A 16353-nucleotide genomic window follows, 5' to 3' on the forward strand; every position below is an offset into this window, starting at 1 on the left:
ATTCATCAGCAGCCTTTACAGTGTTGGTATTCTCGCTGATGCCTTTTGCAATCATCCACATCTCCCGATACGAGATAAAACCGATTGCATCGCTATGGTCTTTCGCACCATGACGCTGTTTCTTTACATTGCCTTCAAATTCATCCTGCAATTTACGTTTATCCATCATAAATTGTACATAACAGAATTTTTTCAATAAAAACCACTTCATGATATATTGATAGATTGCTTCCTGAGCATTATCTCCTAATGCAGGCAGCTCTTCTCTTGCTTTTTGCTGTAATTGATTTCCTTCTTCTTTCGCTAATTCGATCATCTCATCATAATTTTTAAATAAATGACGGTCTACATAACGTTGAACCATACCTGCTTTTTCTTTCTTTTCGAAAAACCGTTCCATCGTTTCTTTAAAGATATTCTCCAGATCTTCGTGATAGACCATAGAGATGATCTCATTTCTTGTTCCTTCATACATATTATCAGGTTCACTGATTACATAATAATAAGCTTTTGCAAATATATAATCATTTTTATCCCCGAATAAAAGGATACTTGCCCGTTGACTATCATCATCTTTTCCATAAACAATATAAGGAATACAAATTTCTCCTTCAGGCATCTTAAAAGCATCTTTATATCTAATAATTTGATTAGCTATCGCCCCACGATTGATGTCTAAATGCAAATCTGTGCAAATCCGCAAATTCTCATCCAGATCATATAGATAACGCAATACTTTCGTCTCTAATTCTTTTGTTTCATCCTCTTCGATCATCCCCAAGTAATCCTCTAAATAACCATTAAATGAACACACTTCGCCTCCATCTCTTTGGTCCTTATGAGCTGTTAAGATGTCATAAATCGCCATACTGTCGTTCCTCCTTATTTCCCCTTTGAATGCACTATAGATGTGCACAGCAATATAGTAAGCGTTTTCATTCCACTATATAAATATTATAGTCCTGTATTGTTCTTTTTTCAACTGAAACCGACTTCTTTATATAGAATCGTAACAATTTTTGTTATATTGACAATAGGCTTTAAATATAATGAAAGGCAACCTCTATCGGCTGCCTTTCAGGGATGGGAAAAGAATGAAAAAGCTATTGCTTGAAGTCTCATCGACTTCGCTATTATAGTATTAAAAAAATATGGTTTTATTATGGTAAAAAAGTGAAGGTTTCATGAATATAGGTTTACATCATCTTTTTTTGAATGTAAAATATAAATAATATACTACGGTATTATCAGTTATTGGAGGAAGGCATCATGAAAGATATTGAATTATTGAATCTTTTGGAAAGCAATGCCAGACTATCCGTTTCAGATTTATCCGATATTCTTTTGGAAGAGGAAGAACAGATTGCACAACGAATGGACAGCCTGGAGAAACGTAAGATCATTTGCGGTTATCATACCGTAATTAATTGGGATAAGGCTTACCGTGACCAAAAAGTGATGGCAATCATTGAGGTTGGTGTAACCCCGCAACGTGATTATGGATATGATAGAATCGCACGCACGATTGCACGCTATCCAGAAGTAGATACAATGTATTTGTTAAGCGGGAAAAGTGAATTTATGTGCATGGTATATGGGAAAAGCATGTATGAAATTGCAAGTTTTGTCGCTGATAAAATAGCTTGTATTGAATCCGTAAAATCAACTGTTACTCTGTTTGTATTAAAGAAATACAAACAGAGCGGGATCATTTTAGATGATGATCGTAAAGAAACTGGAGAAAGATTGGTTGTAACTCCATGAATTATGAAGATATTCTATCTAACCGAGTAAAATCAATTCAGCCAAGTGGGATCCGTCGTTTTTTCGATCTGGCCAGTGAGGTGGAAGGCGTTATCTCGCTTGGTGTAGGAGAGCCCGATTTTGCAACTCCTTGGCATATTTGCGATGCAGCGATTTATTCTATCGAGAATGAGAAAACGCATTATACCGCTAATCAAGGACTCTTAGAATTGCGGCAGGAAATTTGTAACTATCACAAAAATCGCTTTCATATGGAATATGATCCTCATGATGAGGTAATCGTAACTGTTGGCGGCAGCGAAGCAATCGACATCGCTCTTCGTTCGCTGATCAACCCTGGAGATGAGGTCATTGTTATGAACCCTTCTTATGTTGCTTATACTCCAGGTGTAGCGTTGTCCGGTGGTATCAGCGTTCCAGTAGAATTACGTCACGAAGATGACTTTAAGCTTACTCCGGAAGCTTTAGAAAACGCGATCAGTGATAAGACAAAAGTTTTATTGATCAATTTTCCAAGCAATCCGACCGGTGGTGTCATGAGTCATGCAGATTATGAAAAGTTAGTTCCGATCATCAAAAAACATCATCTGATTGTTCTCAGCGATGAAATTTATGCAGAACTGACATATGATGGAACCTTTGCTTCGCTAGCACAATTTGATGAGATCAAAGACCAGGTCATCGTTATCAATGGTTTCTCAAAAGCTTTTGCAATGACAGGCTGGCGATTAGGTTATATTTTGGCAAACAAGACCTTGATTCAAGCCATGAACAAAATTCATCAGTATGTTATCATGTCTGCACCGACTGCTGCACAATATGGCGCCATCGAAGGTTTAAAAAACGGTCTTTGCCATGTCGATGAAATGGTTGCCGCCTATCGATCACGTCGTAATTTTATTGTCAGCGGATTTAACCGAATCGGTTTGCAGTGTCATATGCCGCATGGTGCCTTCTATGTATTCCCTGATATTCGTGCAACCGGCTTAAGCAGTGATGCATTCTGTGAACTACTAGTCAAAGAAGAAAAAGTAGCGTGTGTTCCAGGTACGGCATTTGGAGATGCCGGCGAGGGATTCATAAGGGTATCCTATGCCTATAGCATTGATCATATCAGAGAAGCATTACATCGAATGGAACACTTCTTGCAAAAATTTGATTTGCAAAAATAAAACTGGAGAAACTCCAGTTTTTTTAGTATCGAAATCTTTCTTGTATGTGCAGCCATGCCTGCAATAAATCATCGGCAATGAAATCAGCTTGACTTTGATCCATATGAAAACGAACTTCCCTTTTTGCAATGACATAAAGACCTGCCTGCTTTGCAGCTTGAATTCCAATGGATGAATCCTCGATCACAACACATTCTTTTTTTTCTGCACCTAGACGATGGACCACTTCCAAATAAATTGCAGGATCCGGTTTACTAAAAGGAACTTCATGACCACTGACAATTTGATCAAAATAAATTAGGATTTCATTGCTTTCTGCCATGTTTAATATATCTTTTTTGCTTGAACTGGAAGCAATCGCCAATTGAATTCCTTTCTGTTTCATTTGCGGTAAAATATACTTTACATGGGGATTCAATAATGTACCATAATCTAATTGTTCTTCACCAAAATATGCATGATACAAATCTCGCATTTCCTTTTCACTTTTTGTTGGATTCCAGAGTTCTCCTAACTTTTGATAGAAAAAAGCATCACTGCACCCAACAAAGATATTACATTGTTGAAGAGTAATCTTCTGACCATGCTGATGAAAAAAATCAATAAGCAGATATTGATACATTGCTTCAGAATCAATTAATACGCCATCCATATCAAAGATTACCGACTTCATATTCTATTTCTCCTTTATTTTCTCATCACTGCATCCCATAAAGGAATACTGTCTGCAGCGCCATTTTTTTGTACACTGAAAGAAGCTGCCTTGCATGCAATCTGTAAAGCTCTCTGTATTGCATGTCCCTGTATGCACGCACTTATATAAAATCCAGTAAATGTATCACCCGCACAAGTCGTGTCGACAACAGTCACCGGGTATGCCTCTTGATAAAAATAATTTCCCTCTTGATATGCCCATGCTCCTTTTTCCCCGCAGGTCAATACAATTTCAACATGTGGGAATTGATTGGCCAATGCGTGTATGATATCCTCATAATTCTTGCTTTCACAGGAAGCTAACGCCATTCCTTCAACTTCGTTTAAGATCAGTCGATCACACAATTCAATTGGCGCGGATAATAATGTTTCATCAATCGGCGATGGATTTAAAATAATGCGCATCTTTTTTTGATGTGCACGCTTTAACAGAATATCCAATAAATTAATTTCATTTTGCAATAGTAAAAGATCCCCTTCATCAAATGAATCAAAAACCTGATCGATCATCTTTTCTTCTATATCACGATTTGCACCGCCATATACGATGATACAATTTTGGCCGTTAACTACTTGAATAATAGCATGTCCACTCGCTTTTTCTGATTCAAATACAAACGAGGTGTTAACACCATGATCTTGCAGAAACATCTTTAGCTGATGACCGTCTTTCCCTATTTTTCCAGCATGATAAACATGCAATCCTGCATTTGCCAAAGCAATTGATTGATTTAATCCTTTCCCTCCGACTTGAGTATGATAATCTAATGCAGTAATTGTTTCTTTTGCACTTACAAAATGCGGCATCTGATACACATGATCCAAATTTAAAGAACCAAAGTTTAATATTTTCATAAATCTTCTCCTACTTCAGTATCCAACTCTTTTCTTTATTTTACAATAGAAAAAGCATTTCTAATAGATCAACTATAGAAATGCTTTTGACAGTTATCTCTTATATCATATAGTATACAAGAATCAACCTTTCTTAGTAATATTTGTACTTGAAATACATCTTAAGCATTTACCATATCTGCCATTGCTTTTTGATATGCTAAAGTTTTTTCATGTGCATTCTCCAAAGAGGAACCTTTTACACAATAATAGAATTTACATTTTGGTTCTGTACCGCTTGGACGAATGGCGATCCAGCTTCCATCTTCCAGATAATATTTTAATACATCCGATTTTGTAAAGCCTGTCAATGTGCTTGCAATCCCATTTTCTTTGATAATACATTCTTTATAATCCTCAAAACGAATGACATTTTCACCGGCAATTTCTTTCACTTCGCTGTTTCTTAGATTGCTCAAGATTTCTTTGATACGCATAGCGCCTTCTTGCCCATCAAGTTTTAAGGATGTTTGACTTTCTTCATAATAGCCTAGTTCATCATATAAACCATACAAGACGTCAACTAATGTTTTTCCTTTTGCTTTGTAATAACAAGCAGCTTCGGCTAACATCAAACATGCTTGCGGCGCATCTTTATCACGAACAAACGGTTTGATCAAAGAACCATAGCTTTCTTCATAACCGAATACGTAGTTCTTTTCACCGCTCACTTCATATTTCGCAACTTTTTCGCCTATAAATTTAAATCCTGTTAATGTTTTTTCGCATTCTACACCATATTTATTAGCAATTTTCTCACCTAGATCACTAGTTACCACCGTATTGAACATAACAGGATTGTCTGGCATCTGACCCTTTTCTGTAAGCTGCGATAAAATATATTCGATCAATACAGAACCACTTTGATTACCTGTTAATAACTTGTATTCACCGTTATGTTTCACTCCAACGCCCATACGGTCTGCATCCGGATCACAAACAAGGATGATATCTGCATCTTCCTTCTTTGCATATGCTAATGCTAATTCATAAGATCCTGGTTCTTCTGGATTCGGTGTAGGCGTATTTGAGAAATCAGGATCAGGTGTACATTGTTCTTCTACAGCAACGAAATGATAGCCTGCACGCGTATAAATCTCTTTCACAGGAATATTCGCTGTTCCATGTTCTGGAGTAAAGATGATCTTGATATCATCTTTATTCACATCTGGATTCAGTTGAATACTTAGCACATTCTTATAGTATTCTTCATCAACTTCCTTGCCAATGATCGTAATGAGTTTCTCTTCTTCTTTTGTAACATCTGCAGTAATAGCCAATTCATCTTCAACCGCATTGACACGATCAATGACCTGCTGTGCCAATGACGGTACTAACTGGCAACCTTTTTCATCATATAATTTATATCCATTATATTCTTTTGGATTATGAGATGCGGTAACCATGATACCGCCAAAACAATGAAAATAACGAACTGCAAAAGACAATTCCGGAGTTGGTCGCAAAGATTCGAAAACGTAAGAACGAATACCATGTTTTGCCAAAACACGAGCAGAGTCCATAGCAAATTCAGGAGACATATGACGGTTATCATAGCCAATCGCTACCCCTCTTTGTTTTGCTTCTTCGCCATTTGCCTCAATATAAGATGCGAATCCTTCGTTTGCTTTTCGAATCGTATGTAAATTGATACGGTTCGTACCTGGGCCCAATAATCCTCGCATTCCTGCCGTACCAAACTCAATGGTTGTGTAGAATGCATCATTTTTTTCTTTATCTGTCATATTTTCTAGAATCTCCTTATAAGAAGGATCTAGATTCGGGTGGTTAAGCCACCTTTCATAAGCTTCATTCACCATGTCAATCTTCCTCTCTTTATTATAGCTTCTGTTTTTATTATAGCATAAAGAATACTCGAAATATCACGAAAGCTAGAAAAAGTGAACGCTTTCATATTATTTACTATATAAAAAAAGCTACTATCACCAGATAATAGCCTCTCCTTCATCTTAAACGATGATCTTCTGTGCACGCAATACTTCTTCAATAGCAGCGATTGCAGCATCTTCGTCTTCACCATTGCAAGAAATAGTGATTTCAGACTGTGTAGGGATTCCTAAAGACATTACACCCATGATTGATTTCATGTTTACTTCACGTCCTTTGAAAGAAACATTAACCTCACATTTAAATTTGCTTGCAGCGTTCACTGCTACAGTAGCAGGACGTGCGTGTAATCCAACTGGATCGACTACAGATACAGTAATTTGTTTCATTTTCTAACTCCTCCTATGGTTCTTTACCTATACCTTATTTTACTCCTTTTTGATAACACTTACAATGCCTTTTTATTCAATTTATTGTTTTTTGCTATCGTTTTCCATTTTTTTCAAAATGCGCTCAATTTGCTCCATATCTTCCATATCATAACAAGGAATATTGGCTTCCTTTAACATTTCGGCAAATATTCCATTACCTGCGATCAGCTTTTTGGTAAAGGTCCCATCATAAATATGATGAACACCGCAGCTAGGACTGCGTGATTGCAAAATGGCTAGCTGTGCTTTATGATCCATTGCGATTTGGAATGCTTTTTCTGCCCCTATTCGATATTCTTTGTCTTTACTGATATGATCTTGATCCATCACGATTCCATCAACGATTTCACAAGGCTTTCTTGGAATTGGCAAACCGCCTAATACTTCGGGACACACCGATATGACCTTATGTCCTTTTAAAAGTGCCGCAAGCTCCGGCTGATAATTATCTTGCCCATTATATTTGCATTTGTTGCCTAATAAACAACTGCTTACCACTATTTTCATTTTTTCACCATTTATGATCAATCAACAAAAAATTCCATGCACAGCTCTGCAAGCAGATCATTGCCGACTACATAACTTGTATGATCCTCATTTTCCAAGATCAACAAATGACTGTTCGGTAAAAAATCAGCTAATTCTCTGGTATGTGCATCTTCGATAATATCATGTTCACCGGCTATGACCCATGCTGGTGCAGATATCTTTTGCAGATCCTCCTGCGTCAGCCATGGTTCTTGCAACATGAGCGTCATCAAAGGATTTCCATTTCTATAATACTCCTCCTGCATGGCGATCCGGCCCTCTTCTTTGATGCCGTAAGGGTGATAATTAGCACCGCATAAGATCATTTTATGAATCCGTTTTGGGAACCAGATAGCTAAGAATAAAGCGATGATTCCACCGTCGCTGAAGCCGAGAATGTCGACAGGCTGTGTAAACAATTGTTCAAACGCAAGCGCAAAGTCCGTTGCCATATCTGCATAATGGTATTCATTTACTTTCGAACTTTTTCCATGCCCTCTAGTATCAAACACATACACTTGAAAATGATCCTGCAATGCCTGCCACAGAACTGAAAAAGAGGTATGGTCTTCTCCATTTCCATGCAAGAATACGACCGGTTTTCCCTTTCCATGCACTTCATAATAGAGGTCTATATCATTTACATGAAGATATGCCATTTTTGATTCCTTCTTCCCAATTACTATCTTAACATGAAAAAGATGGCAAATGCCATCTTTTTCAAAGGGGTTAATATTTCAACAGTTCATCATACAATAGACCGTATGTACCAGCACTCTTCTCCCAACTGACATCCGTATTCATCGCATGACGAATCAATGTTGTCCAATCATCCTTCCGATTGTAGTATACATCAATTGCATAATACAACGTGTTGATAAGTTCATCTGAACTATAATTAGTGAAACTAAAGCCGTTTCCGCTCTTATCATATTCATTGAACGGCTGTACTGTGTCACGTAAGCCACCCGTTTCACGTACCAACGGCAATGTGCCATAACGCATCGAAATCAACTGAGATATACCGCATGGTTCAAATAGGGACGGCATCAGGAACAAATCACTTGCCGCATAAATACGATGAGCTAATGATTCATTGTAACCGCGGTAGAACACGATCTTCCCTTTATTGCCTGCTTCTAACTGCGCCATTTTTTCTTCTATCAGCGGTTCCCCGCTGCCCAACACTGCCAATTGAATAGGTGCTGCACAGATTTCATTTAATTTTTCCATCAATAGATAAAATCCTTTTTGCCAGGTTAAGCGAGAAACAACACCTACCAACAAGGTATTCGGATCCACCTGCAGCCCCAATTCCTTTTGCAAGGCCATCTTATTTTCTTTTTTCTGCATCTGTACATTGACCTTATTGAAATGATAAGGAATCTCCGGATCCGTCATCGGATTCCATGATTCGATATCGATTCCATTAACGATGCCCCACAAATCATATTTACGCATATTCAGGACCATTTCAAGATGTTCCCCATATTGCGGTGTTAAAATCTCTTGTGAATAACTAGGTGAAACTGTTGTAACCTTGTCTGCATAAAGGATACCGGATTTCATAAAGCTGATGCCGCCGTCATAACGAACATTCCCATTATCAAACAAATGATATCCTAATCCTAGACAGCTATCCAGCATCTCAACGCCAAAGTTTCCTTGATAAGCCAGATTGTGAATTGTATATACATGGCGAATGTTGCGATAACGTTCATCATAGCCATGCGCTTCCTTGCACAGGCAAGGAATCATCCCTGTATGCCAATCATGGCAATGGATGATCTGCGGCCAATAATTCAGCTGATTGAGCATTTCCAATACAGCCTTTTGAAAGTAAGCAAAACGCTCTCCATCATCATCATAACCGTACAAAGAATCTCTTTCAAAATAACCCTGATGCTCGATAAAATAGAAAACCACATTATTTTTAATGATTGAATATAAACGAACAGGAACTTCATGATAATTGATGGAAACAGAGTATTCTTTTTCGAAATAAAAATCTTGGTGATATTTCTGTGCAATCTTTTGATACAGAGGCATGACTACACGTACTTCATGACCTTTCTTTACCAATTCAGGAGATAAAGAACCGATGACATCGGCTAATCCGCCTGTTTTGATAAAAGGAAGTCCCTCACCAGCAACCATCAGGATGCTTGCCATCAGATACGATCTCCTCTCTTAATATATATTGGACGATCTGCCTCTCCGATCAATTCCTTTTTACGAGATGCAATTACTTTTTTATCTACAACTGCATATTTTACGATCACATCTTCACCGATAGTGACTCCTGGCAAGATGACGCTATTTTCGACCACAGCACCTTTTTTAATGATGACACCACGGCCAATGATGGAATTTTTGACTGTTCCCTCGATATGGCAGCCATTGGACACCATAGAAGATACAGCACTGCCTTCATTAAAATATTGTGTAGGTGCAGAATCATTGGTACGTGTATAGATCGGCCAGCCCGGTGAAAACATATCTTTTGCTTTTTCAATATTCAACAAGGACATATTGGCATCATAATAACTCTTAAAATCGCTGACACAGGCAAAGAAGCCGCGCAATGAAATGCCGCGTATGTCTAATTCTGAGCATTCGTCATTGATAATATCCTTGAACCAATACATGGAACTTGTATTCTCAGCTTTCTTGATCAAAGCGATAAACAATTCTTTTGATAAGATATACGTACCGCAAGAAATCGAACGATTCTTATAATTACCTAAATTCTGATCAATCGACAATACACCTTTTTGACGATTTAACATCAGCACATCACAATCGATAAAGGCATCTTTTGCATTATCCACATTTTTATAAAGAATAGAAATATCTGCTCCACTCTTTATATGCTGATCCAACAGCTCTTCATAATTAGCACGGAAGATCATGTTGCTTGCAGTAATGATCACATACGGATCCGGTGCATCTTCAATTGCCTGCATATTAAACATATACGCACTAATATCGCTGTTGTACACACTATTGTTGCTCATATCTTCTGCTGTTAAGATATGCAGCTTTCCACGTTTTGAATTGATGTTGTAGTGACGCCCAGTTCCCAGATGTTCGATTAATGAACGCGGATTGGATTTCACATATACCTGTATGCGGTCAACACCACTGTTGCTTAAGTTTGAAATAGAGAAATCAATCATTCGATATCTTCCCAAAAAGGAGAAAGCGGCTACTGGTCGATAGTCCTGCATTCCCTTAACGAGGACATTCGCACCCTCATAATTTACGATTCCGAATGCATCACACATATCTACTCACCCCTTACCCTTTTTGAAATCAATGCAATTTCTTCGCTCTTAGGATCGCCGACCACACATCCCGGATCGATCTTCACACCATCTGCTACAATTGCACGATAAACTTTTGCACCAGCACCAACTTCCACATTTGGCATTAAAACGGCTTCGCTGACTTCTGCTTCCTCTCCAATATGTACATTGGTAAACAACACAGAACTCTCCACATGTCCTTCAATGACACATCCTTGATTGATATACGCATTTTTGACAGTTCCCGTTTCGCTGACATAATGCGGCATCGTTGGAATATCCTCTGTATAGATTTTCCAAGACGGATCGCTTAGATCAAGATCATTATGCTTATCAAGCAAATCCATATTTGCTTCCCATAATGAATCAATTGTTCCTACATCTTTCCAATAGCCTTTGAATTGCCACGCAAATAAACGTTTTCCATCATTCAGCATCGTTGGAATAATATCTTTTCCAAAATCGTGATTGGAATCCGGATTATCCATATCTGCAATCAGCATCTTTCGTAATAATTTCCAATTAAAGATATAAATACCCATTGATGCAAGATTGCTCTTTGGATGTTCCGGTTTCTCTTCAAATTCAATGATGCGGTCTTCCTCATCCGTATTCATGATGCCAAAACGGCTTGCTTCTTTCATCGGAACCGGCAAGACCGCAATCGTTGCATCCGCATTGCATGCAATATGATGGGATAACATCTTTGAATAATCCATCTTATAAATATGGTCTCCAGAGAGAACTAAAACATATTCTGGATCATGTGTATCAATAAAGTCGATATTTTGTGATATGGCATCTGCCGTACCGCGATAAACATCAAAAGCAGTACCATCCTTTTCACGAGGCGGAAGCACATACACACCGCTATCTCGTGTATCTAGACCCCAGCGCTGTCCAGCAGCTGCATAAGAATTCAGAATGACAGACTCATACTGAGTCAATACACCGACAACATTGATGTTCGAATTGGCGCAGTTACTCAGCGGAAAATCGATAATTCGATATTTACCGCCAAAATAAACTGCTGGTTTGGCGTTTTTCTTGGTCAGGTCCAGCAAACGTGTCCCACGGCCGCCGGCAAGGATCATTGCCAGCATCTTATTCTGTTTCATATTAAACCCCCTTTAGGTTCTCTACACATTCAGTATACTACATTCTAACAAAAATTCCAGCATTTTAGTGTGTTTTTACCATATTTTGTATGCGCTTGCAAATTTTATTTCATTTTACTTCCTTTTTATTTATTCTTAAACTTCACTTTTATTTTATTTTGTTTCCACAGATTTGAAAACACTTTCGACAAAAATAGAAAAAAGTTTCATCTATTACTGCTATTTTTTTAATATAGAATTGATATTTTGATCTAAACGGATCAATTCATTTTCGATATCTTGTTGATTATGACAAAGATCATTGATGGTGGAATCCGCATTTTGCATGATCTGCTCATAATCTTGTGTCGTACGGACACTGCGTCCTTTCTGCATGACGGTATCCAATACATTCATGTCAAATTGACTTGTTCCGGGAATATCTTGTTGCAGATCCTGATTCACTTGGGGATCTTTCATCACTTTAGGCAAAACAGATACTGCCGGCAATTGCACAGCTGCCTTTTTTTGATAATCCTCATCACAGCTTAAATCACACATCAATTCCCAAGCCAGATCTTTTTTGGTGCTATGTGATGACATGGCAACCATCAATGTATCGATAGCTGATACATTGTCCCCATTCTCTCCAGATGGAAATGGCAGACATTCCCATTCAAAACCGGAAAATTTTTTTACACGCCATGGGTATGGCATATATGTACGATAGTCGCTATAATTCATTGGCTGAAAGGCAACCAGACCTTCATCAAACATCTGCGAGGTCACTTCATTTTGATCACATACGCGGTATATTTCACGTAAATACTGCACCGTTTCGATCATGCCTTTCGATGATAGATATACCGTATTCTTCCTTTCATCATAAAACTCCACATTATTCGTATAAGCAGCCTGTTTCCATTGATAGCCGCATATGCCATATTGATCCAGCTGGCCGTCTGCGTTTGTATCTTTTGTCACACCTTTTACGATCTGATAAAAATCATCCCATGTCCATGATTCATCCGGGACATCATAACCCGCTTCATTCAGCAAAGTCTTATTCACAAACATCAATTCCGGTACGGAAAGATAGGGCAAAGCATACAGAGTATCATTGAACATTGCTGACTGCAAAGAAGCATCATAATACGCATCTATAGAGAATGATGCATCGGTTTGCGCAAAAGTATCCAGCGGCTGCAGGACTTGATTATTGCATAAAGTAGAAAACAGTTCACTTGGCACAAACAGCACATCCGGCAGATCATCATCCAAGATCATTTGCGAGATGCTTTCTTCATACGTATCACGCGGGGTTCCGCTCACATATTGCACATCTACATTTGGATGCTTTTTCTCAAAGGATGCAAAAGCCTCATCTAACAACTGATAGCTGTCTGCCTCGGGAACATCCCAATTGCTTCCGGCAAAAACAGCAACACGTAAAATCGTTTTTGCATGATAAAATGAACAACCGGCAATTACTAACAAACACACAATACCCGACAGCATACATCTACGTTTCATTTTTCATTCAACCCCTTATATACGAGACGTTGATTGGAAACTGCCCAAATTGCCAACTGTGTACGGTCTCTTAAAGCTAATTTATCCAGTATCACGCTGATATAATTGCGTACGGTTCCTTCTGTAAAAGAAAGTTCGCCAGCAATCTCTTTGTTTGACAAGCCATTGGCCACACTGGCAATGATCTTCCATTCCGTCATTGAAAGATGCTCGATATCAGCAATGGAAATATCGCTTTCCACTTGGCTTTTCGCCATATCGGAAAACATGCGCATCGCTTTTATTGCCACCTGCGGTTGAATCACACCACCCCCGCCGGCAACAGTCACAATAGCCTGATACAGTTCTTCTAACGAAACGCCCTTTAACAAATAACTGCTTGCCCCATACTTCAATGCATCATAAATATACTCATCATCATCAAACGTCGTTAATACGATGACAGCAATCTGCGGATAATGTTCCTTGATCTGCTTCGTACATTGTACACCATTCATCTGCGGCATTCGAATATCCATCAAAATCACATCCGGCTGTTCCTTTGCAACTAACTGCAAAACTTCTTCTCCATCCTTTGCCAAACCGCAGATCTGAATATCATCCTTTGTGCTGAGAAGAATCTGTAAACTCTCTCTCATCAATTCCTGATCGTCAGCGATCATCACCTTAATCATTGCTTGTCATCTCCTTTCGCAGCGGCAATTCTACCAAAACCTCAAATCCCTGCTTGCCATAAAAGCGTATATTGCCTTTTAATAATGCGACCCTTTCTTTCATGTGATGCAGGCCAAAACCTTCTTCTACATTGGAACAGCCAATCCCATTATCTTCAATGATGATGATCAATGAATCTTCATCTTTTCCAAAAGAAATATAGATCTTATCTGCTTTTCCATGGCGAACACTATTCGTCATGCTTTCCTGTACGATACGATAAATGGTTTCTTCTTCATCTACCTGGAAGTGCAATGATCTCAGATGACAGACAAAGATAACCTGAACTCCCGTGGATTCGACAAACTGATCGATCATTTTTTTCAAAGCTTCGGAAAGAGAATGGTTTTCCAATGCATCCGGCCGCAATTTATTCACGGAACGGCGTACATCTTTCAATCCCTCTTTAGCGACAATGCTCAACCGATCCAATTGTTTCTGTGCCAAATGCGGATCAGCCTGCAACAATGCCTTTGCTGCTTCCAACCCTGTTGACAGCCCCGTCAGTGTATGACCTAACGTATCATGAATCTCTCTGGCCAAACGGTTTCGTTCTTTCGTTTCCCCCATCTTTTCCCGCATATCTGCCATTTCTTCTAATTGTTGATTCAGTTCTTTTAGTTCCCGGTTCATCTTTTGCATCTGTGTGCTCTCCAAGATCTGGTCTTGGATCAAAAAGAGGATATATACCAAAAAAATGATCAATACCAATGTGGAAAGCAAAGCAGAAACACTTCTTAAAAAATTAGCTGCCTGTGCAGTATAGGGATACAGATAGCTTTCAAATGAAGTAGTAACATAATAATCGCTGATCACATAATAATTTGTACTCAAAAACAAAATGATCAAGATCAATAACGCGATCCCTTTTGTTTTTCTATCTCTTGTCAATGTCAGCATGTTCGCTGTCACTAACAGAAAAATCTCATTGCTCGTAAAACTGATCAATCGCAATAACCATAAGCACAGCAGGATTTCTAAAAACAAAAACAGAAACTCACGCCAACGTGTTTCTCTGACCTTGTTGCGCATTTGCATGACAACTAATAAAACCGGATATAAAATGACCGTCAACCAGAGAATCTGCTTTGCAGGCAAAGGAATGACCTCGACCTGTCGCAAAAAATCTGCTGCTTGAAATTGTTCTTTTACTAAAGAAACCGTGCAATTAAACAAACAGGCAAAGAAGAATAGCTGCAAAAAGCAGGCAGCACAAAGCAAAGCATATGTCAATCGTAAACGATAGGCACTGTCTGTGAATAAGCGCAGGTTCATTGCCATCCCTCCAATAGATAATCATCAATATTCTCTTGATCCACCATGCTTACTTCGATTTTTTCTTCTTGCAGATCTTGTTCCCCCGTTTTTAATTGATATGCTGCCTGTATCGCTTTCTGTGCCATTTTCTTTGGATACTGCGCCACTGTTCCGCTCATATATCCTTCCTTGATCAATACTTTTGCTTCCGGTGCTCCATCTACACCAAGCACCATGACTTCGTCTTTTCCAATTTGCTGTTCCTGCAATGCTGCCACTGCTCCTAAAGCTGCCGGATCATTCAAAGCCATGATGACATCAAACTGGACTCCCTGATCAAACAGATCCTCGATCAAAGGCATGCTTTTCTCCAGCTGTCCTTCACAATCCAATTCCATCAGTACTTGATAATGCGGATCTTGCGCAATTGTATCTTTAAAACCTTGTAATCGTTCCACTGCCGAATTAGCTGCTTCATGACTAAGCAGAATGATATTTGCCGATTCTTTTTTTTCCATCATGTACTGTGCACACAACACCCCGGCACGATAGTTATCCGAAGATACTGTATAATCGATAAAATCCTCCCCATCATAGACATTTGTATCAATTGCAATGATAATGATTCCTTGCTGTTTTGCTTCTTTCAAAACATCGACCAAACCTCTGGAATCTACAGGATTCACGATCAATACATCAATTTTCTTTTCCATCATCGTATGAATCTGCTCAATTTGTCTTGCTAATGATAACTGTGGATCCATCGTGATCATCTTATCCCCGTTAGCCTCAATTTGATTGCGCAATTCTTCATCCATCACTTCATAAAACGGATTGTTCATCGTCATATAGGTTGCGCCGAACAGCAAAGGATCTTTTTTATCCGAAACCAATGAAGCCTTTGTATAATTCACAAGAAAAACAGTACACAAAAGTGCACAGCAAAGTGTTAATAAAAAAATACTGATCTCTAGTTTATGCTTTTTCATCTTCCTATGCTCCATTTTCCTACGTTTATTATAGCATCATTCTGCAAAATAAAAAAAAGTCTTTCATAACTGAGCAGATACTGCCAGTTATAAAAGACCATTCT

Annotated in this window: 16 protein-coding genes; 2 read left to right on the forward strand and 14 right to left on the reverse strand. The window is 38.6% G+C overall.

The genetic code is table 11. The annotated features are described in order from the left end of the window. Window positions 1-868, reverse strand: an 868-nt coding sequence (locus BQ9859_RS02815; RefSeq protein ID WP_075876765.1) for a hypothetical protein, incomplete at its 3' end; no start/stop codon positions are given. A gap of 401 nt (window positions 869-1269) precedes the next feature. On the opposite strand from BQ9859_RS02815, the gene BQ9859_RS02820 reads away from it, so the two are divergent. Next, window positions 1270-1764, forward strand: a complete 495-nt coding sequence (locus tag BQ9859_RS02820) for an Lrp/AsnC family transcriptional regulator (RefSeq protein ID WP_075876766.1) — start codon at window positions 1270-1272, stop codon at window positions 1762-1764. Next, entirely contained in the window at window positions 1761-2936 is a 1176-nt protein-coding gene (locus BQ9859_RS02825) for an aminotransferase class I/II-fold pyridoxal phosphate-dependent enzyme (protein WP_075876767.1), read from the forward strand. Before BQ9859_RS02820 ends, BQ9859_RS02825 begins: the two co-directional genes overlap by 4 nt. Before the next feature lie 22 nt (window positions 2937-2958). Here BQ9859_RS02825 and BQ9859_RS02830 read toward each other — a convergent pair whose 3' ends face one another. The 13 genes from BQ9859_RS02830 to BQ9859_RS02890 form a co-directional block, all read right to left on the reverse strand. Further along, a complete protein-coding gene (locus tag BQ9859_RS02830; protein WP_075876768.1) occupies window positions 2959-3609 on the reverse strand; it encodes an HAD family hydrolase in 651 nt (216 codons plus the stop codon). Between the two features lie 14 nt (window positions 3610-3623). After that, window positions 3624-4505 carry a ribokinase gene (locus tag BQ9859_RS02835; RefSeq protein WP_075876769.1) on the reverse strand — a complete coding sequence of 294 codons (882 nt, stop codon included), beginning with the start codon at window positions 4503-4505 and terminating at the stop codon, window positions 3624-3626. 161 nt (window positions 4506-4666) lie between these two features. Beyond that, window positions 4667-6364, reverse strand: coding sequence for a phospho-sugar mutase (locus tag BQ9859_RS02840; RefSeq protein ID WP_075876770.1), 1698 nt, complete (start codon window positions 6362-6364; stop codon window positions 4667-4669). 150 nt (window positions 6365-6514) lie between these two features. Beyond that, a complete protein-coding gene (locus tag BQ9859_RS02845) occupies window positions 6515-6781 on the reverse strand; it encodes a phosphocarrier protein HPr (protein WP_075876771.1) in 267 nt (88 codons plus the stop codon). 81 nt (window positions 6782-6862) lie between these two features. After that, window positions 6863-7330 (reverse strand): 2-thiouracil desulfurase family protein, encoded by a 468-nt coding sequence (locus tag BQ9859_RS02850; protein ID WP_075876772.1) that lies wholly within the window; start codon window positions 7328-7330, stop codon window positions 6863-6865. A gap of 17 nt (window positions 7331-7347) precedes the next feature. Then, window positions 7348-8010, reverse strand: a complete 663-nt coding sequence (locus BQ9859_RS02855; RefSeq protein ID WP_075876773.1) for an alpha/beta fold hydrolase — start codon at window positions 8008-8010, stop codon at window positions 7348-7350. A 70-nt stretch (window positions 8011-8080) separates the two neighbouring features. After that, window positions 8081-9523 (reverse strand): glycogen synthase GlgA, encoded by a 1443-nt coding sequence (gene glgA / locus BQ9859_RS02860; RefSeq protein WP_075876774.1) that lies wholly within the window; start codon window positions 9521-9523, stop codon window positions 8081-8083. Then, entirely contained in the window at window positions 9523-10638 is a 1116-nt protein-coding gene (gene glgD / locus BQ9859_RS02865; protein WP_075876775.1) for a glucose-1-phosphate adenylyltransferase subunit GlgD, read from the reverse strand. Before glgD ends, glgA begins: the two co-directional genes overlap by 1 nt. A gap of 2 nt (window positions 10639-10640) precedes the next feature. Continuing rightward, entirely contained in the window at window positions 10641-11777 is a 1137-nt protein-coding gene (locus tag BQ9859_RS02870; protein ID WP_075876776.1) for a glucose-1-phosphate adenylyltransferase, read from the reverse strand. A 219-nt stretch (window positions 11778-11996) separates the two neighbouring features. Beyond that, window positions 11997-13289, reverse strand: coding sequence for an ABC transporter substrate-binding protein (locus BQ9859_RS02875; protein ID WP_075876777.1), 1293 nt, complete (start codon window positions 13287-13289; stop codon window positions 11997-11999). Beyond that, the gene (locus tag BQ9859_RS02880) at window positions 13286-13963 is read right to left on the reverse strand and encodes a response regulator transcription factor (RefSeq protein WP_075876778.1); all 678 of its coding nucleotides are present in this window, start codon (window positions 13961-13963) and stop codon (window positions 13286-13288) included. The genes BQ9859_RS02875 and BQ9859_RS02880 overlap by 4 nt, the downstream gene beginning before the upstream one ends. After that, on the reverse strand, window positions 13956-15284 hold the full coding sequence (locus BQ9859_RS02885; RefSeq protein WP_083662614.1) for a sensor histidine kinase: 1329 nt from the start codon (window positions 15282-15284) through the stop codon (window positions 13956-13958). Before BQ9859_RS02885 ends, BQ9859_RS02880 begins: the two co-directional genes overlap by 8 nt. Next, window positions 15275-16249 (reverse strand): sugar ABC transporter substrate-binding protein, encoded by a 975-nt coding sequence (locus tag BQ9859_RS02890; protein WP_161941277.1) that lies wholly within the window; start codon window positions 16247-16249, stop codon window positions 15275-15277. The genes BQ9859_RS02885 and BQ9859_RS02890 overlap by 10 nt, the downstream gene beginning before the upstream one ends. Window positions 16250-16353: the final 104 nt, after the last annotated feature.

Origin of the sequence: Merdibacter massiliensis (assembly GCF_900155395.1) — a bacterium.
Classification (GTDB): Bacteria; Bacillota_I; Bacilli_A; order Erysipelotrichales; family Erysipelotrichaceae; genus Merdibacter; species Merdibacter massiliensis.

Excerpts from the sequence above, each read along its gene's own strand:
- BQ9859_RS02845 (WP_075876771.1), bottom strand. The coding sequence starts at position 6,781 with ATGAAACAAATTACTGTATCTGTAGTCGATCCAGTTGGATTACACGCA.
- BQ9859_RS02840 (WP_075876770.1), bottom strand. The coding sequence starts at position 6,364 with ATGGTGAATGAAGCTTATGAAAGGTGGCTTAACCACCCGAATCTAGAT.
- BQ9859_RS02850 (WP_075876772.1), bottom strand. The coding sequence starts at position 7,330 with ATGAAAATAGTGGTAAGCAGTTGTTTATTAGGCAACAAATGCAAATAT.
- BQ9859_RS02870 (WP_075876776.1), bottom strand. The coding sequence starts at position 11,777 with ATGAAACAGAATAAGATGCTGGCAATGATCCTTGCCGGCGGCCGTGGG.
- BQ9859_RS02880 (WP_075876778.1), bottom strand. The coding sequence starts at position 13,963 with ATGATTAAGGTGATGATCGCTGACGATCAGGAATTGATGAGAGAGAGT.
- BQ9859_RS02820 (WP_075876766.1), top strand. The coding sequence starts at position 1,270 with ATGAAAGATATTGAATTATTGAATCTTTTGGAAAGCAATGCCAGACTA.
- BQ9859_RS02875 (WP_075876777.1), bottom strand. The coding sequence starts at position 13,289 with ATGAAACGTAGATGTATGCTGTCGGGTATTGTGTGTTTGTTAGTAATT.
- glgA (WP_075876774.1), bottom strand. The coding sequence starts at position 9,523 with ATGGCAAGCATCCTGATGGTTGCTGGTGAGGGACTTCCTTTTATCAAA.
- BQ9859_RS02855 (WP_075876773.1), bottom strand. The coding sequence starts at position 8,010 with ATGGCATATCTTCATGTAAATGATATAGACCTCTATTATGAAGTGCAT.
- BQ9859_RS02835 (WP_075876769.1), bottom strand. The coding sequence starts at position 4,505 with ATGAAAATATTAAACTTTGGTTCTTTAAATTTGGATCATGTGTATCAG.
- glgD (WP_075876775.1), bottom strand. The coding sequence starts at position 10,638 with ATGTGTGATGCATTCGGAATCGTAAATTATGAGGGTGCGAATGTCCTC.
- BQ9859_RS02830 (WP_075876768.1), bottom strand. The coding sequence starts at position 3,609 with ATGAAGTCGGTAATCTTTGATATGGATGGCGTATTAATTGATTCTGAA.
- BQ9859_RS02885 (WP_083662614.1), bottom strand. The coding sequence starts at position 15,284 with ATGGCAATGAACCTGCGCTTATTCACAGACAGTGCCTATCGTTTACGA.
- BQ9859_RS02825 (WP_075876767.1), top strand. The coding sequence starts at position 1,761 with ATGAATTATGAAGATATTCTATCTAACCGAGTAAAATCAATTCAGCCA.
- BQ9859_RS02890 (WP_161941277.1), bottom strand. The coding sequence starts at position 16,249 with ATGAAAAAGCATAAACTAGAGATCAGTATTTTTTTATTAACACTTTGC.